The organism is Bradyrhizobium sp. S3.7.6, from assembly GCF_054061875.1.
Window position 1 is genome coordinate 907837 of sequence record NZ_JBSSEQ010000001.1, and the last position, 19887, is coordinate 927723.

The following is a 19887-nucleotide window of genomic DNA, read 5'->3' on the forward strand; positions in this document are numbered from 1 at the left end:
AGCGAATCAGGCTCGCCGCTGCGGCATCTTAACGACCTCGGCCAGAATGTGCGTGATTTGGGCGCGCACGGGTTCAAGTCCGTGTGACGTATCCACTACGAAATCGGCCCGCTTGCGCTTCTCGGCATCCGGCGTCTGCTTGGCGATGATCGCGTCGAGCTTGGCCTCGTCCATCGTGCCGCGCTCCAGCACACGCTTGCGCTGGAGTTCCGGCGAGGTCGACACCACGACGACGGCGTCGACCCGCTTCTCGCCGCCGGTTTCGAACAGCAGCGGGATATCCAGGACCACGACGGGCGCCTTGGCTGCTTCCGCATCGGCGAAGAATTTTTGCCGGGAGGCGCCGAGCATCGGATGAACGATCTGTTCGAGCTGCTTGATCGCGGCCGGATCATGCACGACGCGCGCGGACAGTTTTGGGCGATCAACCTTGCCGTTCGAGGTAGTGCCGGGAAAGGCGGCCTCGATCGCGGGCGCGGCCTCGCCCTCGTAGAGCTGATGGACAGCGGCATCGGCGTCATAGACGGGAACGCCGGCCTCCGCGAACAATTTCGCGGTGGTGGATTTTCCCATCCCGATCGAGCCGGTCAGTCCAAGGATCCGCATCAGCAGGCAGCCGTTCCTGTCGTTCACACTGCAACTAGCCGTTCGCGCCGCAGGAACGCAAGCAACGGCAGCAGCGGCAGCCCGAGAATGGTGAAATGGTCACCCTCGATGCGCTCGAACAGATGGCTGCCGAGACCTTCGAGCTGATAGGCGCCGACACTGGTCGTCACCGCATCGCCGGCGGCGTCGAGATAGGCGGAAAGCTCCGTCTCGGTCATCGGCCGCATGGTCATGCGGGCCACCGAAACATCCTCGAAAACGATCTTGCCATCTCGCGCCACGGCCACCGCGGAATTCAGCGCGTGGCTTTTGCCGGCGAGGTCGAGCAATTGCGCCATCGCCTCTGCGCGGCCTGCAGGCTTGTTGAAGAGACGCTCGCCGAGAGCCAGGGTCTGGTCGGCACCGATCACATAGCTCCCCGGATGACCGGCCGAGACCGCCTTGGCCTTCTCACGCGCCAGCAGCAGGGCGATGTCATGCGGGCCTGAAAGTTTCGAGGCGGCCTGAATGCCGCGCTCGTCGATATCGGCCGCAATCGCCTTGAACTCCAGTCCGGCACTAGCCAGCAGCATCTTTCGCGCGCTGCTCTGCGAGGCCAGTATCAACGGAGTTTCGCCGCGCCAGAGAGACATCGCCGAAACTATCCCGTAGGCCGGTTGCGCTGGCGGTCACTGTAGAGCTTCATGATCGCCGCGGCGGTTTCCTCGATCGATCGCCGCGTGACGTCGAGCAGCGGCCAGTCGTGCTTGGCGCTCAGCTTGCGCGCGAACGCGACCTCGTCGGCGACCGCCTGCCTGTCGGTATAGGTGTCGCCGCTGGTATCGGCACCCATCGAGAGCAGGCGGTTCTGGCGCACCTGGATCAGGCGTTCCGGCGTCGCATGCAGGCTCACCACCAGCGGCCGCGTCAGGGTCTCCAATTGTGCCGGCACCGGAATGCCCGGAACCAATGGCACGTTGGCGGTGCGGATGCCGCGATTGGCTAGATAGATCGACGTCGGTGTCTTGGAGGTGCGTGAGACGCCGACGAGCACCACGTCGGCATCGTCGAGGCCTTCGACATGCTGGCCGTCGTCGTGGATCATCGTGTAGTTCAGCGCGTCGATGCGCTTGAAATATTCCGCATTGAGGACGTGCTGGGCGCCGACGCGGCCCGTGGTCGCGGCGCCGAGATAGGCTTCGAACAACTGCATCACCGGCCCGATGATCGACAGGCTCGGAACGTTGATCTGCTTGCACTTGTCCTCGAGCCGAGAGACCAGATCCTTCTCCAGCAGCGTGAACAGCACGATCCCCGGCGCCTCCTCGATCTCGTCGAGCACGCGATCGAGCTGCTTCTGGCTGCGCACCAGGGGATAGACATGCTCGACCGGGGTGACGTTGGCGTACTGCGCCGCGACGGCGCGCGCGACGGTGATCAGCGTCTCTCCGGTGGAGTCGGAGACCAGGTGGAGATGGAAATAATTGTTCGAGGTCGGCACAAAAGCCCTTTGTATGGAGGCGGTGTGGTTTGTGGATTTCTGTGGACCTTAACCCCTCGGAAAGGGTTGCGCGACACCAGGGGCGGGACAAGTGCCAATTTTCTTCACACCACTGCCCATCGGAACAAGTCCGGCGACCTGTTGAGAGGAAAACGGGATTGCGCGGACAACCCCCTTGATAAGCTGCCGACAGAAACGCGCAAGCCTTTGAAGCTGGCCGACTTATCGAAGGCCGCAGGAAGCATCAGGGATATGTTGATGGATGTGAACAAGCGCACGTGAACGTGCGGACGGAATTGTGTGAGTCCTATTCACGGTCACATAGACTCAAACCTTAAGAATCTAAGATTCTAGATTAGAGGAAGGCGCTACGGACGGATAAGTGTGTAGGGTGAGACCTTAACGAGTTCTTACTATCCCCAGCGTTCCCTGCGCTGGACAGAAAGCCGGGCGCAGAAAATGTTCGAAGACGTCTATCTCTGGATCAAGGCGCTGCACGTGATCGCCGTCATCTCCTGGATGGCGGGCATGCTGTATCTGCCGCGGCTGTTCGTTTATCACTCCGAGGCCGAGATCGGCTCGAAGCAGTCGGAAACGTTCAAAGTGATGGAACGCCGGCTGCTCAAGGCGATCATCAACCCCGCCATGATCGTCACATGGCTTGCCGGGCTCTATCTCGCCTGGTCCGGCCACTGGTTCTCTTTCGGCTGGCTGCACGTAAAACTGGCACTGGTCCTGGCGATGTCTGGGGTCCACGGCTTTTTTTCACGCTGGTGCAAGGATTTCGCCGCCGACCGGCGTCCGCGTAGCCAGAAATTCTATCGAATTATCAATGAGGTGCCGACTGCTCTGATGATTTTGATCGTCATCATGGTGATCGTGAAGCCGTTCTAGGCAAGGCTTGCGATGAATCGCTCAGCGCTTCGGCTTGCGGAGTGGAAAGCGATTTTCTATATTGGCGACATCCCACCCAACGCAGGCGGATGTGGTTTTGTCTGAGCTTTCCAGAGGCCGGACACCGCATCAGGTTTGAAGCCTCACCGGCGCTCTCCTTGCCAGACCTGCGGACCTTACCTTCTCGCGTCCGCATTTCAGAGCCTCCTCGCACCCCCTCCCAAGGTTACCCCACAGGACCACCCCAATGCGGGAAATTAAACTCCAGGACCTCAAGTCGAAGACGCCGGCCGAGCTTGTCTCGTTCGCGGAAGAGAATGGGGTCGAGAATGCCAGCACCATGCGCAAGCAGGAGCTGCTGTTCGCCATCCTCAAGCAGCTCGCGATTGCTGAAACCGACATCGTTGGCGAGGGCGTCGTCGAGGTGCTCTCCGACGGCTTCGGATTCCTCCGCTCGCCGGACGCCAATTATCTGCCGGGACCGGACGACATCTACGTTTCGCCCTCGCAGATCCGCCGCTTCGGTCTGCGCACCGGCGACACCATCGAAGGCCACATTCGCAGCCCGAAAGAGGGCGAGCGCTATTTCGCGCTGCTGAAGGTCAACACACTCAATTTCGAGGACCCGGAAAAGGCCAAGCACAAGGTCAATTTCGACAACCTCACGCCGCTGTTTCCGAATCAGCGCTTCCGCATGGAAATCGACGATCCGACGCGGAAAGACCTTTCTGCAAGGGTGATCGACATCGTCGCGCCGATCGGCAAGGGCCAGCGCGCGCTGATCGTCGCGCCGCCGCGCACGGGTAAAACCGTGCTGATGCAGAACATCGCGCATTCGATCGCGCACAATCACCCCGAATGCTATCTGATCGTGCTGCTGATCGACGAACGTCCGGAAGAAGTCACGGACATGCAGCGCTCGGTGAAGGGCGAGGTCGTTTCGTCGACCTTCGACGAGCCGGCGGTTCGTCACGTCCAGGTCGCCGAGATGGTGATCGAAAAAGCAAAACGTCTGGTCGAGCATGGCCGCGACGTCGTCATCCTGCTCGATTCGATCACGCGCCTGGGCCGCGCCTACAACACCGTGGTGCCGTCATCCGGCAAGGTCTTGACCGGTGGTGTCGACGCCAACGCGCTCCAGCGCCCGAAGCGCTTCTTTGGTGCCGCCCGCAATATCGAGGAGGGTGGTTCGCTGACGATCATTGCAACCGCGCTGGTCGATACTGGCAGCCGCATGGACGAAGTCATCTTCGAAGAGTTCAAGGGCACCGGTAACTCCGAACTGATCCTGGACCGCAAGGTCTCGGACAAGCGCACCTTCCCGGCGATCGACATCTCGCGCTCCGGCACCCGCAAGGAGGAGCTCATCACCGATCCGCAGGTGCTCAAGAAAATGTACGTGCTCCGCCGCATCCTGAACCCGATGGGCACCATGGATGGGATCGACTTCCTGCTCGACAAGCTGCGCTCGACCAAGAGCAATTCAGAGTTCTTCGACTCGATGAACACCTGAGTGCGATGCAGCATGAGATCAGAGGGCGCCTCCGGGCGCCCTTTTTCGTTTGTGCGGCTTTGCTGCGGAAGAAATGCAGCATGGCGATGGGACGAAAGGAAAATCGGATCTTCCGTAAGTTATTGATATATTTACATAATACTTGACGCTGCCTGACCATTTGGTGCTTGGGCGAGGCTGCCTCTGCAGCAAAATGCTGCGCTTTATGTTGCATCGCAATAGAGCCGTTGCTGCGGGCCAGAGCGCAGCAAAAGGGGGGGCGTCGGCATCGCGAGAACGGGCCGTTTGCCTTTTCCCCGCCAGCCGGACAAATAGGCCATGCATCCGCGAGACCAGACCATCTTTGCGCTGTCGTCCGGCCGTGCGCCCAGCGCGATCGCCGTGGTGCGCGTCTCGGGCCCGCAGGCCGGCCTCGCACTCACGACGCTGGCGGGGAAGCAGCCGGCGCCGAGACAGGCCAGCCGCCGGCTGCTCCGCGATGGCGCGGGCCAGGCGATCGACGACGCGGTCGTGCTCTGGTTTCCGGGGCCGGCCAGCGCGACCGGCGAGGACGTCGCCGAATTTCACGTCCATGGCGGCCGCGCGGTGCTCGCGGCGCTCCTCTCCGCGGTTTCCCTTATTCCGAATACGCGCGCGGCCGAGCCCGGCGAATTCACGCGGCGCGCCTTCGAGAACGGCAAGCTCGATCTCACGGAGGCCGAGGGTCTCGACGATCTCATCCATGCCGATACCGATCGTCAGCGCCGCCAGGCGCTGCGCCAGTTGCAGGGCCTGCTCGGCGATCGCGCGCGCGACTGGCGCGAGCGCATCATCGAGGCGTCGGCGCTGATCGAGGCCGGCATCGATTTTTCCGACGAGGGCGATGTGCCAGCCGAGTTGAGGGCGCCAGCGGTGAAAGCGATCAAAGCGCTGTATGACGAAATCACAGAAGTCCTTGCGGCACAGGGACATTCTGAACGCCTGCGCGACGGCCTGGTGGTCGCGATCGCCGGCGAGCCGAATGTCGGCAAGTCGACGCTGATCAATCAGCTCGCGCGCCGCGAGGTCGCGATCGTCTCGCCCTACGCCGGCACCACGCGCGACGTGATCGAGGTGCAGCTCGATCTCGACGGCTACCCGGTCACGGTGATCGACACGGCTGGCATCCGGGAGACCGACGATCCCGTGGAGCAGGAAGGCGTGCGCCGAGCGCGAGCCCGAGCCGAAGACGCCGACCTCGTGCTGTGGCTAGTCGAGGGTGGCCACGCCGTCGATCCGGGCGCGATGCAATCGCTGGTGAAGTCCGGCCCCGGGCGTGATCAATCGAGCGGCGCGGTCTGGATCGTCCGCAACAAGATCGATCTGGGCGAGGCGGGGGAGGTCGGGCCGCGCGGCGAGTTCGGGATCTCGGCGAGCCGGGGGGACGGCGTTCCCGACCTGATCGACGCTCTCGTGAAATTCGCCGCCGAGTTTTTCGGGACCACCGAGGGCGCATTGGTGACCCGGGCCCGCCAGCGAGATCTGTTGCGCCGGGCCTCAGACAGCTTGCGCCGGAGCCTGGAGCTTGTAGAAGACGGCGAAGAGCTTGCCGCCGAAGAGCTGCGCGCTGCGGCCTATGCCTTGGGTCGGCTGTTGGGCCGGGTCGACGTCGAGGACGTCCTCGGGGCCATCTTCCAGAAATTCTGCATCGGAAAATAGGACTAGTTCTTCATTGTAGAACTAGAGCTTGTTCCAGTCCTTGCGTTTCCCGTGAAACGGGGGCTCGTTTCGTAGCCCGGATGAAGCGAAGCGCAATCCGGGGACGGCTCCGCAGCCGGAACACCTTTCCCGGATTTCGCTGCGCTCCATCCAGGCTACAAGCTTGTCACGCTCCTTGCGTTTCACGTGAAACAGCGGCGGGGTCGGTTCCGGTCCGTTTCACGTGGACCACGTGCCTTGCAGGCTCCGGCCTGTTTCACGTGAAACCGCGGGACGATTGGACCGCCCTGGTCGCAGTGTTCGTACGCACGGTCTGATCGCCTGACGGGCAGTGAGGGTCTTGGCCGCCGGTCGTCCCCGAAGCCCGTCATTGCGGGGAGCCCTTGCGACGAAGCAATCCAGACTGCCTCCAAGGAGGGATTCTGGATTGCTTCGCTCCGCTCGCAATGACGGAGCAGACCCATCGCTTGTGCCCTCTCTACCCCCGTCCAGAACCGTGCGAGATCTCGCCAGGAGTTCTCTCCCGGTCAGACCCATCCTGTTTCACGTGAAACAGCAGTCCTCTCAATGTCCCTTCTACTGTGCATGGGGTTGTTTTCGCGAAAATGCGCATCGCCTACTTGGCCGCACCGTTTCACGTGAAACAACCGCCTCACCCAGTTTCTACTTCCGGCTTCTCCACCTCTGAGATAGAAGTCCGCCCATGCGAACAGAGCGAGAGAGTTTCGACGTCCTCGTGATTGGCGGCGGCCATGCCGGCTGTGAAGCCGCGGCTGCTTCCGCCCGGATGGGTGCGACGACCGCTCTGGTGACGCACCGTTTCTCCACGGTCGGCGCGATGTCCTGCAACCCCGCCATCGGCGGCCTCGGCAAGGGCCATCTGGTCCGCGAGGTCGACGCGCTGGATGGTCTGATGGGCCGGGTCGGCGATGCCGGCGGCATCCAGTTCCGCGTCCTCAATCGCCGCAAGGGACCGGCTGTCCGAGGCCCCCGGGCTCAGGCCGACCGGAAGCTCTATGCCGCAGCCATGCAGGCTGCGATCCGGGACACCGAAGGTCTTTCCGTCATCGAGGGCGAGGCAGACGAGCTGATCGTGGCCGAGGGCCGGGTGACCGGCCTACGCCTGGCAGACGGCCGCGAGCTTCGGGCAGGGGCCGTCGTCGTCACCACCGGCACCTTCCTCCGCGGTCTGATCCATCTCGGCGAGAAGAACTGGCCGGCTGGGCGGGTCGGAGAGGCCCCGGCGATGGGTCTCTCCGCCTCCTTTGAGCGGGCAGGCTTCACCCTTGGACGGCTTAAGACCGGAACTCCGCCGCGTCTGGACGGCACCACGATCGACTGGTCAGCGGTCGAGATGCAGCCCGGAGATGAGCCGCCGGAGCCGTTCTCGGTGATGACCGAGCGGATCACGACCCCGCAGATCCAGTGCGGGATCACCCGAACGACCTCCGCGACCCATGAGGTGATTCGCGCGAACGTCCATCGCTCTCCGATGTACTCCGGCCAGATTAAGAGTTCCGGACCGCGCTACTGTCCCTCGATCGAGGACAAGATCGTCCGCTTTGGCGACCGCGACGGGCATCAGATCTTCCTGGAGCCGGAAGGGCTCGACGATAGCACTGTCTATCCCAACGGCATCTCGACCTCGCTGCCGGAGGAGGTCCAGCTCGCGATCCTCGCCAGCATTCCTGGCCTGGAGCAGGTGAAGATGGTTCGCCCGGGCTACGCCATCGAATACGACCACATCGATCCCCGCGAGCTCGATCCGACCCTCCAGACCAAGCGTCTGCGTGGCCTCTTCCTGGCGGGTCAGATCAACGGCACCACCGGATATGAGGAAGCTGCCGGGCAGGGCATCGTGGCCGGCCTGAACGCAGCTTTGGCCGCGAGCGGCGCCGCCCTGACAGTGTTCGACCGTGCCGATGGCTATCTCGGTGTGATGATCGATGACCTCGTCACCCGCGGGATCAGCGAACCCTATCGGATGTTCACCTCCAGGGCCGAGTACCGGCTGACCCTGCGCGCCGACAACGCCGATCAGCGTCTCACCGAGAAGGGGATTGAGCTCGGATGCGTCGGGAGCGCCCGGACGCAGCATCACCGCGCCAAGATGGACGCTCTGAATGCGGCCAGGGCGCTGTCGAAGTCCCTGACCATCACGCCGAACGAGGCGATCAAGCACGGCCTGTCCCTGAACCGGGACGGCCAGCGCCGTTCGGCGTTCGAGTTGATGGCCTATCCCGACATCGGCTGGAGCCAGGTCCGGACCATCTGGCCGGAGCTGTCGGCGATCGACCCGGTCATCGCCACCCATCTGGAGATCGACGCGAAGTACGACGTCTATCTCGAGCGCCAGAGCGCCGACGTCGAAGCTTTCAGGCGAGACGAGGGGATGGTGCTGTCGGACGTCGATTACCAGCAGGTCCCTGGTCTTTCCAATGAAGTGCGGGCCAAGCTTGAGAAGGCGCGGCCGTTCACCGTTGGCCAGGCTGGCCGGATCGACGGCATGACGCCGGCGGCTCTCGGTATCCTCGCGGCCTACCTCCGGCGCGAGGCACGGAAGACCTCAAAGGCGATCGCATAGGCGTTTCACGTGAAACAGCGCGGGCCGGGCGGCAGATCGTCATCAGGGAAACCATCGGCGGGCGAGGGCGCGAGTCGCCGATCCGAGTCGACGCCGATCAAGCCGAAGATCGACAAGGCCAGCGCCAACGATCGGTCGCTGGACGCGATCATCGCCGCGGACAAGCTCGCGGCCCTCAGGCTCGCCCCCGTTTCACGTGAAACCGAGGAACGACTCGATCGCTACATCGCGCTGCTCCGGGAGTGGCAGGCCAAGACCAATCTGGTCGCGCCCTCGACCCTGCCGCAGCTCTGGACCCGGCACATCGCCGACTCGCTCCAGCTCGTCGATCTCGCCCCTTTGGCCAAACGCTGGGCCGACCTCGGTAGCGGCGGCGGCTTCCCCGGAATCGTCCTCGCCTGTGCCATGGCCGGGACGCCTGGCGCCAGCGTCCACCTCGTCGAGCGAATCGCCAAGAAGGCGGCCTTTCTGCGCGAAGCAGTTCGCGTCACCGCATCTCCGGGGCTCGTACATCTCGCGGAGATCGGGGATAATGTGGATAGAATCACCGGCCCCGTGGATTGCGTCACCGCGCGTGCGCTGGCTCCGCTACATCAACTCATCGGCTTTGCGGAGCCGCTGATGCGCCAGGGTGCAAAAGCGCTGTTTCCGAAGGGGCAAGATGTAGAGGCTGAATTGACCGAAGCCGCTAAATATTGGAATATTCAACCGCAGCTTCACCAAAGCCGTACCGGCGACGGTTGGATCGTCGAGCTGACGTCCGTCGAGCAGCGCGGCTGAGGCGTTCAGGGGTCGAGTGGGGAATTTGCGATGAGCGTGATTGACGAACCGCAGCAGCAACAGACCGGCGAAGTCCCGCAGGGCCACCCGCGCATCCTGGCGCTGGCGAATCAGAAGGGCGGCGTGGGAAAAACAACCACGGCGATCAATCTTGGCACGGCACTCGCTGCGATCGGCGAGCGCGTCCTGATCGTCGATCTCGATCCGCAGGGCAACGCCTCGACCGGCCTCGGCATCGATCGCCGCAACCGCTCCTGCTCGACCTATGACGTGTTGATCGGCGAATCGAGCTTGCGCGAGGCGGTGGTCTCGACCGCGGTGCCGCGGCTGCACATCGCACCCTCGACCATGGATCTCTCCGGCCTCGAGCTCGAGCTCGGCACCACGCCCGGCCGCGCGTTCAAGCTGCGCGACGCCATCGGCGCGCTCAACAACAACGTCTCGCCGGACGCCGATTACACCTATGTGCTGATCGACTGCCCGCCCTCGCTCAACCTGCTCACGGTGAATGCGATGGCGGCCTCCGATGCGATCCTGGTGCCGCTCCAGTGCGAGTTCTTCGCGCTCGAGGGTCTGTCGCAATTGCTGCAGACGGTGGAGCAGGTGCGCTCGACGCTCAATCCGAACCTGTCGATCCACGGCATCGTGCTGACCATGTTCGACTCGCGCAACAACCTCTCGAACCAAGTCGTCGCCGACGTCCGTCAGTTCATGGGCGAGAAGGTCTACAAGACCATGATCCCGCGCAATGTGCGCATCTCGGAGGCGCCGTCCTACGGAAAGCCGGTCCTGGTCTACGATCTCAAATGCGTCGGCAGCGAAGCGTATCTGCGGCTCGCCACGGAAGTGATCCAGCGCGAGCGCGAGCTGCGCACCACGCATTGACGCTGCCGTAGGGTGGGCAAAGGCGTCTTCGCCGTGCCCACCATCTTCTGCACACAACTGGTGGGCACGCTTCGCTTTGCCCACCCTACGATAATTCAGTTCTGGAGTGTTGCACCGTGAATCCAAGGGAGCTGGCGATGGCCGACGAAGCGCGTTCGCGACTGGGCCGGGGTCTTGCGAGTCTGATCGGTGATGTCGGCGGCGAGGCTCAGCATGTCGATCGTCCGCGCGCGCAGCGCAAGGTGCCGATCGAATTCATCAAGCCCAATCCGCGCAACCCGCGCCGCGCCTTTTCGGAAACAGAGCTCAAGGAGCTCTCTGATTCGATCAGACAGCACGGCGTGATCCAGCCGATCGTCGTGCGTCCGGTGAAGGGCGCGCAGGATCGCTTCGAGATCATCGCCGGCGAACGGCGCTGGCGCGCGTCGCAGATGGCCGGCCTGCACGAGGTGCCGATCGTGCCGGTCGACATCAGCGACAGCGATGCGCTGGAGTTCGCGATCGTCGAGAACGTGCAGCGCGAAGACCTCAACCCGATGGAAGAGGCGCTCGGCTATCACGCGCTCGCCAACGAGTTCAAACGCAGCCAGGACGACATCGCAAAGGTCGTTGGCAAGAGCCGCAGCCACATCGCCAACATGATGCGGCTGACGAAACTGCCGGCCGAAGTGCAGGCCTTGATCACGAGCGGCGAGCTGACCGCCGGCCACGCCCGCGCGCTGATCGGCGTGCCCGATCCGCTCGCATCAGCCAGGCGCATCGTCGCGGAAGGCCTTAACGTCCGCCAGGCCGAGGCGCTCGCGCATGAAGAGGGTGTGCCGGAGCGCAAGCCGCAGAAGGCGCGCAGCACCGGCGGTAAGGAAAAGGACCCTGATACGGTCGATCTCGAAAGGCGCGTCAGCGATGCGCTCGGCCTCAAGGTCACGGTCAATCACCGCGACCCCGGCGGCTCCGTCCAGATCAACTACCGCAACCTCGATCAGCTCGACGAGGTGATGAGGCGGCTGGCGAAGGGCGCGCTGTAGACGTCATTCACAGTCTGTCTCCCTCACCCTGAGGAGCCGCAAAGCGGCGTCTCGAAGGGCGAGGGCCCGGGCCTTCATCCTTCGAGACGCGCGCAAGGCGCGCTCCTCAGGATGAGGAGTAGGCGCTTCGTTCCGTCTTTGCGGGCGCATCTGTTTCCACATCGTCATTGCGAGCGAAGCGAAGCAATCCAGATTCTTTCCGCGGAGGGACTCTGGATTGCTTCGTCGCTTGCGCTCCTCGCAATGACGTGGAGAGAGCGGTGCCTCAGCTGCGCCGCTTCGCATTCACGGCGATGGCCATCAACGTGCGCTGGGCGATGGCGGCGGCTAGCGTCGATTGCTTGCGGGTGTCGAGCGCGGCGGTCGCGAGCTGCTCGATGATTGCGGCGAGCCGCGCCACGCTGAAATTGCGCAGCGCCGTTTCCACCGCCGGCTTTCGCGAAAAATGCAGGCGCGGATAGCCGCCCTCGAGCACCGCGGAGGCAGGCTGGCCGTCGGCGATCGCGAGCGCAGATTTGTGCAGCCACGCGGCCTGGCGCTGCGCGGCGGAGATGATCACGCCGGGATAGGTGCCGGCGATCATGGCCTTTGCAAATTCGGTCTCGACGATGTCGGGCCGGCCGGCGAAGGCGCCGTCGACGATGGGATCGAGTTTCAGCTCGGACGCATCGGCAACGACGGACATCACATCATCCAGCGTGATCTCGCCTTTGCCATGCGCATAGAGCGTCAGCTTGCGCAGCTCATTGCGCGAGGCCTGGCGGTCGCCGCCGAGGAATGACATCAGCGCCGCGCGGGCATCCTGCGCGATGCGCAGATTGGCGATGCGGAGCTCGTCGTCCATCAGCTTGGCAAGGTCGCGCTCGGTGTCGGGATAGCAGCCGATCGCCACGGCCGTCTTGGCGCGCTCGCAGGCTTTGCGCAGCGGCGATTCCGGGCGCAGCTCGCCGGCCTCGATCACGATGCGGCAATCCTTCACGCCCATCTCCGCCAGCGTATCGATGCCGCTGGCAAAGCTGCGCGAGCCGGCGCGGACGCGGATGGCGCGGCGGCCGCCGAACAACGGCACCGTCATGGCCTCATCGACGAGCCGCGACGGCTCGGCGGAGAGTTCGTCGCCGTCGAGCTTGACGAGGGAGAAGGGATCGTTGGGGTCGTCGACGGCCGAGGCTATCAGTGCATCGGCGCGCTCGCGCACGAGGCCGGCATCGGGACCGTAGAGCAGGATGATCGGTCGGCCCCCGTCGGGACGGGCGAGGAAGGCGTCGATCTCTTTTCCGCGCAGCGCGACCATCGGACCTGACTGTCATTCCAGGGCGCACGAAGCGCGAACTACGGCGCGCAATTGCGCGCCTGAGAATCTCGATCAATAATCTCTGGATTCCGGATCCGCCCTGCGGGCGCTCCGGAATGACGGGGATGACTTAAGTGCCGGCGATGAAGAACGAGGCGAGGCGCGTGTTGATGTTCTCGGCGATCTCGTTGGCGGCACGATCCTCGGCATCGCGAAGGGCCCGGTTGCGGGCAAAGCGCTGGTAGGAGCCGGGCATGTCATAGGACACGCGCGCGAACGTCGTGCCGGTCATGACCGACTTGCCGCTGACGACCTCGATCAAATTGTACTGGGCGTCGATGCCGTAGTTTTCACTGTTCGGCAGGCCGGTATTGGGATCGACGATCAGCGACGTTTTGCTGCTCGCGAAGCGAATTTCCAGGCGATGGGTCGGCGGCATGCCGGTGGCCGTGCCGTAGAGCTTGAAGGCCAAGGCGTTGCGGACCTCGACGCCGACACGGGCCTCGCGGGAGGCATTGGCCTTGTTGATCGGCGGAAGGTCGACCCCCATCAGCTTTTCGCGCAGGCCGGGTGTCCCGTCGCCACGCTCGGCGTACATCGGCTGGAAGCAGCCAGCCGTCAGGGCCGCCAATGCGGCGACCGCCAGCAAGCGGGCTGCGATGCGGATCCTAGCCGACAACATTCACGATCCTCTTGGGGACGATGATCACCTTGCGGACGGGCTTGCCGTCCAGGGCCAGTTTTACCGCATCGAGTGCCAAAACGGCAGCCTCGATTTCCGGATTCTGGGCCGCTGTTGCAACTGTGACCTCACCCCGCTTCTTGCCATTGACCTGGACCACCAGGGTCACGGCGTCTTCAACCAGCAAATCGCGTTCGATTTGGGGCCAATCGGCCTCGGAAACCAGCCCGCTATTGCCCAGAACCTGCCAACACTCCTCGGCCAGATGCGGCATCATCGGGGAGAACAGCTGGACCAGGATCTGGCTGGCCTCCCGGACCGCCCAGGCGAGGTCAGCTGTGGGCTGGCCGGGGCGCTGGAGCACCTCCGAAAACGCATTGGCGAATTCGCGGATATGGGCAAGGCAGACATTGAAGTGCAGCCGCTCGATGCCGGTGGTGACCTTGTCCAGCGCGCCATGGGCGGCCTTGCGCAAGGCGGTCGCATCCGGGCCGAACGAGCCCGGACGATCTGCCGGCGCGGCCTGGCCGAGCTCCACTGCATCGTTCACCAGCCGCCACAGCCGCTGCACGAAGCGCGAGGCACCCTGGACGCGCTCGTCGCTCCAGATCACGTCGCGGTCGGGCGGGGAGTCCGACAGCATGAACCAGCGGGCGACATCGGCGCCGTAGGTCTCGATGATGTCGTCGGGGTCGACCGTGTTCTTCTTCGACTTCGACATCTTCTCGATCGGACCGATCTGGATGTCTTCGCCTGACGTCAGCAGCGTCGCGCGCCGGCCGTTGCCGCCGACCTCGATCTTCACCTCGGCCGGCTGCACATAGGTGCCGTCGGCCTTCTGGTAGGTCTCGTGCACCACCATGCCCTGGGTGAACATGCCGGCGAACGGCTCGTCCAGCGCAATGTGCCCGGTCGCCTTCATCGCGCGGGTGAAGAAGCGGCTGTAGAGCAGATGCAGGATCGCGTGCTCGACGCCGCCGATATACTGGTCGACCGGCAGCATCCGGTTGGCGACGGCTGGCGTCGTCGGCGCGTTCTCGTTCCAGGGATCGGTGAACCGCGCAAAATACCAGGACGAATCCACGAAGGTGTCCATGGTGTCGGTTTCACGCTGGGCCTTGCCGCCGCATTTGGGGCAGGTGACGTGCTTCCAGGTCGGGTGATGATCGAGCGCGTTGCCCGGTCTGTCGAAGGTCGCGTCATCAGGCAGCGTCACCGGCAGGTCGGCGTCCGGCACCGGCACCACATCGCACTTCGGACAGTGGATGACCGGAATCGGGCAGCCCCAATAGCGCTGGCGCGAAATGCCCCAGTCGCGCAGGCGGAAATTGACCTGACGCTCGCCGACCGGCGCATTGCCGCGCAGTTCGCCTTCCAGCCGCTTTGCGACCTCGTCCTTGGCCTGCTCGATGGTCATGCCGTCGAGGAAGCGCGAATTGATCATGCGGCCGTCACCGTCATAGGCGGTGTCGGTGATGACGAACGTCTTCGGGTCCTGACCCTCGGGGCACACCACCGGAATGTTGCCGAGATTGTACTTGTTGACGAAGTCGAGGTCGCGCTGGTCGTGCGCGGGGCAGCCGAAGATCGCGCCGGTGCCGTATTCCATCAGCACGAAGTTCGCGACATAGACCGGCAGCTTCCAGCTCGGGTCGAACGGGTGCACCGCGCGGATGCCGGTGTCAAAACCCTGCTTTTCCGCGGTGTCGATGATCTCTTGCGCGGTGCCGATCTTCTTGATGTCGGCGATGAACTGGGCAAGCTTCGGGTTCTTCGCGGCTGCTGCTTGAGCCAGCGGATGATCCGACGAGATCGCCATGAATTTGGCGCCGAACAGGGTGTCCGGGCGCGTCGTAAAGATCTTCAGCTCGCTCTCGCCGGCGGGCGTCGTCGCCTGATCCAGCGCGAAGCGGACCAGCAGGCCCTCGGAGCGGCCGATCCAGTTGCGCTGCATCAGCCGCACCTTGTCGGGCCAGCGGTCGAGCCCATCCAGCGCGGACAGCAGTTCCTGCGAGTACTTCGTGATCTTGAAGACCCACTGGCTCATTTCCCGTTGTTCGACAACGGCACCCGAGCGCCAGCCGCGGCCGTCGATCACCTGCTCGTTGGCGAGCACGGTCATGTCGACCGGATCCCAGTTGAGCTTGCGCTTCTCACGCTCGGCCAGGCCGGCGGCGAGCATGTCCAAAAACATCTTCTGCTGATGCTTGTAGTAGCTGGGGTCGCAGGTCGCGAATTCGCGCGACCAGTCCAGCGACAGCCCGATCGAGCGGAGCTGCTTCTTCATCGCGGCGATGTTGTCGTAGGTCCAGGCCTTCGGCGCGACCTTGCGCTCGATGGCGGCGTTCTCGGCCGGAAGGCCGAAGGCGTCCCAGCCCATCGGGTGCAGCACGTTGAACCCCTTGGCGCGCATGAAGCGGGCCAGCACGTCGCCGAGCGTGTAATTGCGGACATGGCCGATATGGATGCGCCCGGACGGGTAGGGGAACATCTCCAGCACGTAGTATTTGGGCCGCGAATCGTCGTTCTTGGAGACGAAGATCGCCTGCTGGTCCCAGGCGGCTTGCCAGCGCGGTTCGGCGTCGCGGGCGTTGTAGCGTTCGGAGGTCATGGAATCGTTGGGTTTTCGTGGATTCGGCCGTCTAAAGACGGCGGACTAGGCCATAGAAGTCCTTAGGGGGTCAATGGGTTGCCGCTGGCGGCGGCCCCCCGCAAGGCTGCTCCGCTAAAGTACGGACGGCCCATTGGGATCGGATTAAGGGGTCGGTGCGAGGTTGGCCGCCGACAGCACCCCGCCAGGCGATGGAATCAGGCTTCGACGATCTCGATTACGACTATGCCGCGTCCGTCGCCGGACGGGCGGTGCGGAGCATGGCCGAGCAGCGGATTCCGCCGACGCCGACCAATTTTGCCGTCCGGTTCCACTATTTCGCAGGCAGCCATGACGACCTGCGCAATGCCATCGATCTCCTGATCGACCACAACCGTCCCTTCGACGCCAGGACCAACCAGGATCTGTTCGAGACCTATGTCGCGCCCCGGGCGGGCGCCGTCGCCTCCGAGACGTCCGATCGGCTGCATGCCCTCATGGGGGCGGCGAAGGAGTTTCTGGCGACGGCCATGGCCGACAATCGTTCCCAGATGCAGGCGATCAGCGAAGTCGCTGATCAGGGCAGGGCCGGCGTCGATCCGAAGGCGCTGGTCGCCCAGCTCATGAATGAGTTGGCCCGGGCCGCCACGAGGGCGACCCGGCTCGAGGCCGGCTTTGCGGAAAAGACCCGCGAGCTCGACGTGATCCGCGACTCGCTCTCCAAGTCCGAAGAGCGCGCCCGGACCGATACGCTGACGGGGCTGGCAAACCGGCGGGCGCTCGATGAATTCCTGCGCAAGGCACAGACGACCGCGGATTGGGGCGAGCCGCTCGGCGTGCTGATGCTCGACATCGACCACTTCAAGACCTTCAACGACAATTTCGGCCATGGCGTCGGCGACCAGGTGCTGCGCCTGATTGCGAAAGTGCTGCGCGAAAAAGTTCGCGAGCAGGATCTGTCGGCCCGCTATGGCGGCGAGGAGCTGATTGCCGTGCTGCCGGATGCCGATCTCGCCACTTGCGCCGAGATCGCCGAGCGTATCAGGCGCGCGATCGCCGAATGCACGATCACGCGCCGCTCGACCGGCGAGACCCTGCCCGGCATCAGCGTGTCGATCGGCGTAGCGCAGTATCGTGCGGGCGAGGCGATCACCGATCTGATCGAGCGTTGCGACCGCGCGCTCTATCTCGCCAAGGGCGGCGGCCGCAATCGCGTAGTGACGGAGGTCGAGCTCGATCGCGCCGCGGCTGCGGGCTAGGCGCTCGCCGCCAGCATCATGGCGGCCGCGCTGTTCTCGATCACCTGGATGCCGTGCTCCATGACATTGTTGCGGCCGCGGTGTTTTGCGGCGTAGAGCGCGGCGTCGGCGGCTTCGATGAGATCGCCGGGGCGCAGCGTCTCGTTCGGCTTCGTTGCGGCAACGCCGATCGAGACGGTGACGATCATGTGGGCGGAGGTGATGTGCGGCAGGCACAGCTTCAGCACGGCCGCGCGCACCTGCTCGCCGATCTCGACGGCGCGGTTCACATCGGTGTTCGGCAGCAGCAGGCAGAACTCCTCGCCGCCATAGCGGGCCGCAAAGCCCATCGTGTCGGCGGCGATGCCGGACAAGGATTCGCCGAGCCGGGTCAGGCAGGAATCGCCTTCGAGATGGCCGTAGGTGTCGTTGAACAGCTTGAAGTGGTCGACGTCGATCATCAGGAGCGCAAGCTCGCTGTCATACTGCTGCGCGCGCATCCATTCGAAGTCGAGCCGGCTCTGGAAGCCGCGGCGATTGGCCAGCCCCGACAGCATGTCGATCGAGGCCATCACGGTCAGGCGGTCGTTGCTCGCGATCAGCTCGCGCTCGCGCTGGCTGAGCTGCGCGGCCATCGCGTTGAAGGCGCGGGCCAGCGGCACGAACTCGGCCGGCAGACGGTTGCGCGCGGCGCGGGCCGAGAGGTCGCCTTCGCCGAGGCGCTTGGCCATGTCGGCCAGCATCTCGATCGGCTTGATCACGAGCTTCTCGGCGGCGATCAGCGCGCCGAGTAGGACGAACAGGACGACGAACGCGAGCTGGAGATAGGCGGTGCGGATGTCGCGGCTGACCGCCGCGGACACCTTGTCCTCGTCGATGCTGGCAATCAGGCGGGCGTTGGTGCCGGCGATGCGGATATAGCTCACCGCGCGGCGGGAGCCGTCAGCGGCGAGGAAAGAGAGTGAGCCCTCGTCCTGGTCCGAACGCAGCGCCCTGTCGGCGATCGCCGACATCAGCGGCATGTTGTCGAGCGGACGGCCGATTGCGCTGTGCTGATCAGCCGGCGCGGCGAGCACGGTGCCGGCGCTGTCGACCAGCACGGCGGTGATGCCGGCGCGGCCGCCGAGATTGCTCATGACCTTCGACATCCAGTCGAGGTTGACGGTGGCGAGCACGACGGCATCCGCCACGCCGCTGAAGGCCGACACCGGATAAACCGCCATGACGGTCGGCGACGGCACAGGCCGCGACAGGATGAAGTCGCTCAGCACGAAGCGGCCGGTTTCCTGCGCCTGCTGGAAGTATGGCCGGTCGCTGAGGTCGAGGCCGACATACATGTTGTTGGTGGCGCACTGGATGCGTCCGTCCTGGCCGGCGATCAACAGCGTGCGGATCCAGGGAAGGTTCGACGGCAGGCTCGCGCGCAGCACGTCGCAGCTCTTGCTGATGCCGCCGGCGGAGGCGCGGATGAAGGCTTCAGATTTCAGGATGGTTTCGACCGACGAGATCACTTCGCGCTGCGCATCGGCGCTGTGTCTTGCAACGGTGGTGAATTCGGTCGCGGCCTGCGCGATCTGCCGCGCGCGCGTGTCCTCGAGCGAACGGATGCGCTCGAACATCAAAGGCGTCACCAGAATCACCGCGAGCAACGCAAGCCGTGCCCGGATTCCGAGAACCTGCTTGAGTTTCACTCGTTTGCGGTTGAAACTGACGTTTGCCATCTTCGCTGCCCACCCCATCGGCCAAGGTAAAGCGAAGGGTTCAAAAACTCTTTCTTGAACTCGGTAAAATTAGAACTAGCTCCGCAACAATCCAGTCCGAACCGACGTCATGACCGAAACCAACGCCGCGCCGGTAACCGGCCATTCACCAAACGCGCTCGCCGCGGTCGAAGCCGAAATTGCCCGCGCCTGCAAGGAAGCGCGGCGCAGTCGCGCCTCCGTGACGCTGATCGCGGTGTCCAAGACGTTCGCCGCGGATGCAATTATCCCGGTCATCGACGGCGGACAGCGCGTATTCGGCGAAAATCGGGTGCAGGAGGCCAAAGGCAAGTGGCCGGCGTTAACGTCCGCTTATTCCGGCATCGCGCTGCATCTGATCGGGCCGCTGCAGTCCAACAAGGCGAAGGAGGCGGTGGCGCTGTTCGATGCCATCCATTCGGTTGACCGCCCGAGCATTTGCCAGGCGTTAGCCAAGGAAATCGAATCCCAGAACAGGCACCCGGAGCTGTTCGTCCAGATCAACATCGGCGAGGAGCCGCAGAAGGCCGGCATCGCTCCCGGCGAGGCCGATGCCTTCATCGCGAGCTGCCGCGACAGCTATGGGCTGACGATCTCCGGCCTGATGTGCATCCCGCCGGTCGACGAGCCGCCGGCGGCGCATTTCGCGCTGACCGCCAAGATCGCGGCGCGCAATGGCTTGAAGAATCTCTCGATGGGCATGAGCGCGGACTTCGCCACCGCGATCATGCTCGGCGCCACCCATGTGCGCGTTGGGAGCGCGATCTTCGGGCACCGGTAGTTGCTGTCGTCCCTGCCTAGTGCGCAATTGCGCACGGGGCGCAGGGACCCATACCGCGTGATCTCTGATTGGTGGGTGGTCTTCGTACCGGCGAAAGTGAGGTAACTGCCAGTCTTCGC

General features: G+C 64.1%; 16 protein-coding genes. 9 read left to right on the plus strand and 7 right to left on the minus strand.

Annotated elements, in window-relative coordinates; translation table 11 throughout:
- Window positions 1-6 precede the first annotated feature (6 nt).
- From coaE to ACVJ5M_RS04295, 3 genes are read right to left on the minus strand one after another with little or no spacing between them, the layout of a single operon-like run.
- Complete coding sequence (gene coaE / locus ACVJ5M_RS04285) at window positions 7-606, minus strand: dephospho-CoA kinase (RefSeq protein ID WP_063985974.1); 600 nt, start codon at window positions 604-606, stop codon at window positions 7-9.
- 23 nt (window positions 607-629) lie between these two features.
- Window positions 630-1238, minus strand: a complete 609-nt coding sequence (locus ACVJ5M_RS04290) for a Maf family protein (protein WP_063980276.1) — start codon at window positions 1236-1238, stop codon at window positions 630-632.
- Between the two features lie 8 nt (window positions 1239-1246).
- Window positions 1247-2086: a pyruvate, water dikinase regulatory protein gene (locus ACVJ5M_RS04295; RefSeq protein ID WP_028150170.1), complete on the minus strand. Its 840-nt coding sequence runs from the start codon at window positions 2084-2086 to the stop codon at window positions 1247-1249.
- A 459-nt stretch (window positions 2087-2545) separates the two neighbouring features.
- On the opposite strand from ACVJ5M_RS04295, the gene hemJ reads away from it, so the two are divergent.
- The 7 genes from hemJ (at window position 2546) to ACVJ5M_RS04330 (ending at window position 11444) form a co-directional block, all read left to right on the plus strand.
- The gene (gene hemJ, locus ACVJ5M_RS04300; protein ID WP_028150172.1) at window positions 2546-2980 is read left to right on the plus strand and encodes a protoporphyrinogen oxidase HemJ; all 435 of its coding nucleotides are present in this window, start codon (window positions 2546-2548) and stop codon (window positions 2978-2980) included.
- A 247-nt stretch (window positions 2981-3227) separates the two neighbouring features.
- On the plus strand, window positions 3228-4493 hold the full coding sequence (gene rho, locus ACVJ5M_RS04305; protein ID WP_045004625.1) for a transcription termination factor Rho: 1266 nt from the start codon (window positions 3228-3230) through the stop codon (window positions 4491-4493).
- Window positions 4494-4811: 318 nt separating this feature from the next.
- Entirely contained in the window at window positions 4812-6170 is a 1359-nt protein-coding gene (gene mnmE, locus ACVJ5M_RS04310) for a tRNA uridine-5-carboxymethylaminomethyl(34) synthesis GTPase MnmE (RefSeq protein WP_063980279.1), read from the plus strand.
- A 703-nt stretch (window positions 6171-6873) separates the two neighbouring features.
- Window positions 6874-8754 (plus strand): tRNA uridine-5-carboxymethylaminomethyl(34) synthesis enzyme MnmG, encoded by a 1881-nt coding sequence (gene mnmG / locus ACVJ5M_RS04315; protein ID WP_354100297.1) that lies wholly within the window; start codon window positions 6874-6876, stop codon window positions 8752-8754.
- 9 nt (window positions 8755-8763) lie between these two features.
- Window positions 8764-9534, plus strand: coding sequence for a 16S rRNA (guanine(527)-N(7))-methyltransferase RsmG (gene rsmG / locus ACVJ5M_RS04320; RefSeq protein WP_063980281.1), 771 nt, complete (start codon window positions 8764-8766; stop codon window positions 9532-9534).
- Window positions 9535-9564: 30 nt separating this feature from the next.
- Complete coding sequence (locus ACVJ5M_RS04325) at window positions 9565-10419, plus strand: ParA family protein (protein WP_063980282.1); 855 nt, start codon at window positions 9565-9567, stop codon at window positions 10417-10419.
- Window positions 10420-10556: 137 nt separating this feature from the next.
- Window positions 10557-11444 (plus strand): ParB/RepB/Spo0J family partition protein, encoded by an 888-nt coding sequence (locus ACVJ5M_RS04330; RefSeq protein ID WP_063980283.1) that lies wholly within the window; start codon window positions 10557-10559, stop codon window positions 11442-11444.
- A gap of 265 nt (window positions 11445-11709) precedes the next feature.
- Here the strand turns inward: ACVJ5M_RS04330 and holA are convergent, their stop codons facing one another.
- The 3 genes from holA to leuS all read right to left on the minus strand — a co-directional run bounded on the left by holA (window position 11710) and on the right by leuS (window position 16031).
- Window positions 11710-12738: a DNA polymerase III subunit delta gene (holA, locus tag ACVJ5M_RS04335; RefSeq protein ID WP_063980284.1), complete on the minus strand. Its 1029-nt coding sequence runs from the start codon at window positions 12736-12738 to the stop codon at window positions 11710-11712.
- A 130-nt stretch (window positions 12739-12868) separates the two neighbouring features.
- Window positions 12869-13420, minus strand: coding sequence for an LPS assembly lipoprotein LptE (gene lptE, locus ACVJ5M_RS04340; RefSeq protein ID WP_028150179.1), 552 nt, complete (start codon window positions 13418-13420; stop codon window positions 12869-12871).
- On the minus strand, window positions 13407-16031 hold the full coding sequence (leuS, locus tag ACVJ5M_RS04345) for a leucine--tRNA ligase (RefSeq protein ID WP_063980285.1): 2625 nt from the start codon (window positions 16029-16031) through the stop codon (window positions 13407-13409). Before leuS ends, lptE begins: the two co-directional genes overlap by 14 nt.
- 191 nt (window positions 16032-16222) lie before the next feature.
- Here leuS and ACVJ5M_RS04350 point away from each other — a divergent pair, with 191 nt between their 5' ends.
- Entirely contained in the window at window positions 16223-17269 is a 1047-nt protein-coding gene (locus tag ACVJ5M_RS04350; protein WP_354100296.1) for a GGDEF domain-containing protein, read from the plus strand.
- On the opposite strand, the gene ACVJ5M_RS04355 is transcribed toward ACVJ5M_RS04350, so the two are convergent.
- Window positions 17266-18969: a diguanylate cyclase domain-containing protein gene (locus tag ACVJ5M_RS04355; protein ID WP_063980286.1), complete on the minus strand. Its 1704-nt coding sequence runs from the start codon at window positions 18967-18969 to the stop codon at window positions 17266-17268. The two genes, ACVJ5M_RS04350 and ACVJ5M_RS04355, sit on opposite strands and share 4 nt — an antisense overlap.
- A 109-nt stretch (window positions 18970-19078) precedes the next feature.
- Here ACVJ5M_RS04355 and ACVJ5M_RS04360 point away from each other — a divergent pair, with 109 nt between their 5' ends.
- Window positions 19079-19768, plus strand: a complete 690-nt coding sequence (locus ACVJ5M_RS04360; RefSeq protein WP_063980287.1) for a YggS family pyridoxal phosphate-dependent enzyme — start codon at window positions 19079-19081, stop codon at window positions 19766-19768.
- Window positions 19769-19887: the final 119 nt, after the last annotated feature.

Excerpts from the sequence above, each read along its gene's own strand:
- ACVJ5M_RS04325 (WP_063980282.1), top strand. The coding sequence starts at position 9,565 with ATGAGCGTGATTGACGAACCGCAGCAGCAACAGACCGGCGAAGTCCCG.
- ACVJ5M_RS04350 (WP_354100296.1), top strand. The coding sequence starts at position 16,223 with ATGGAATCAGGCTTCGACGATCTCGATTACGACTATGCCGCGTCCGTC.
- hemJ (WP_028150172.1), top strand. The coding sequence starts at position 2,546 with ATGTTCGAAGACGTCTATCTCTGGATCAAGGCGCTGCACGTGATCGCC.
- ACVJ5M_RS04360 (WP_063980287.1), top strand. The coding sequence starts at position 19,079 with ATGACCGAAACCAACGCCGCGCCGGTAACCGGCCATTCACCAAACGCG.
- ACVJ5M_RS04330 (WP_063980283.1), top strand. The coding sequence starts at position 10,557 with ATGGCCGACGAAGCGCGTTCGCGACTGGGCCGGGGTCTTGCGAGTCTG.
- mnmG (WP_354100297.1), top strand. The coding sequence starts at position 6,874 with ATGCGAACAGAGCGAGAGAGTTTCGACGTCCTCGTGATTGGCGGCGGC.
- coaE (WP_063985974.1), bottom strand. The coding sequence starts at position 606 with ATGCGGATCCTTGGACTGACCGGCTCGATCGGGATGGGAAAATCCACC.
- lptE (WP_028150179.1), bottom strand. The coding sequence starts at position 13,420 with ATGTTGTCGGCTAGGATCCGCATCGCAGCCCGCTTGCTGGCGGTCGCC.
- leuS (WP_063980285.1), bottom strand. The coding sequence starts at position 16,031 with ATGACCTCCGAACGCTACAACGCCCGCGACGCCGAACCGCGCTGGCAA.
- holA (WP_063980284.1), bottom strand. The coding sequence starts at position 12,738 with ATGGTCGCGCTGCGCGGAAAAGAGATCGACGCCTTCCTCGCCCGTCCC.
- ACVJ5M_RS04290 (WP_063980276.1), bottom strand. The coding sequence starts at position 1,238 with ATGTCTCTCTGGCGCGGCGAAACTCCGTTGATACTGGCCTCGCAGAGC.
- rho (WP_045004625.1), top strand. The coding sequence starts at position 3,228 with ATGCGGGAAATTAAACTCCAGGACCTCAAGTCGAAGACGCCGGCCGAG.
- mnmE (WP_063980279.1), top strand. The coding sequence starts at position 4,812 with ATGCATCCGCGAGACCAGACCATCTTTGCGCTGTCGTCCGGCCGTGCG.
- ACVJ5M_RS04355 (WP_063980286.1), bottom strand. The coding sequence starts at position 18,969 with ATGGCAAACGTCAGTTTCAACCGCAAACGAGTGAAACTCAAGCAGGTT.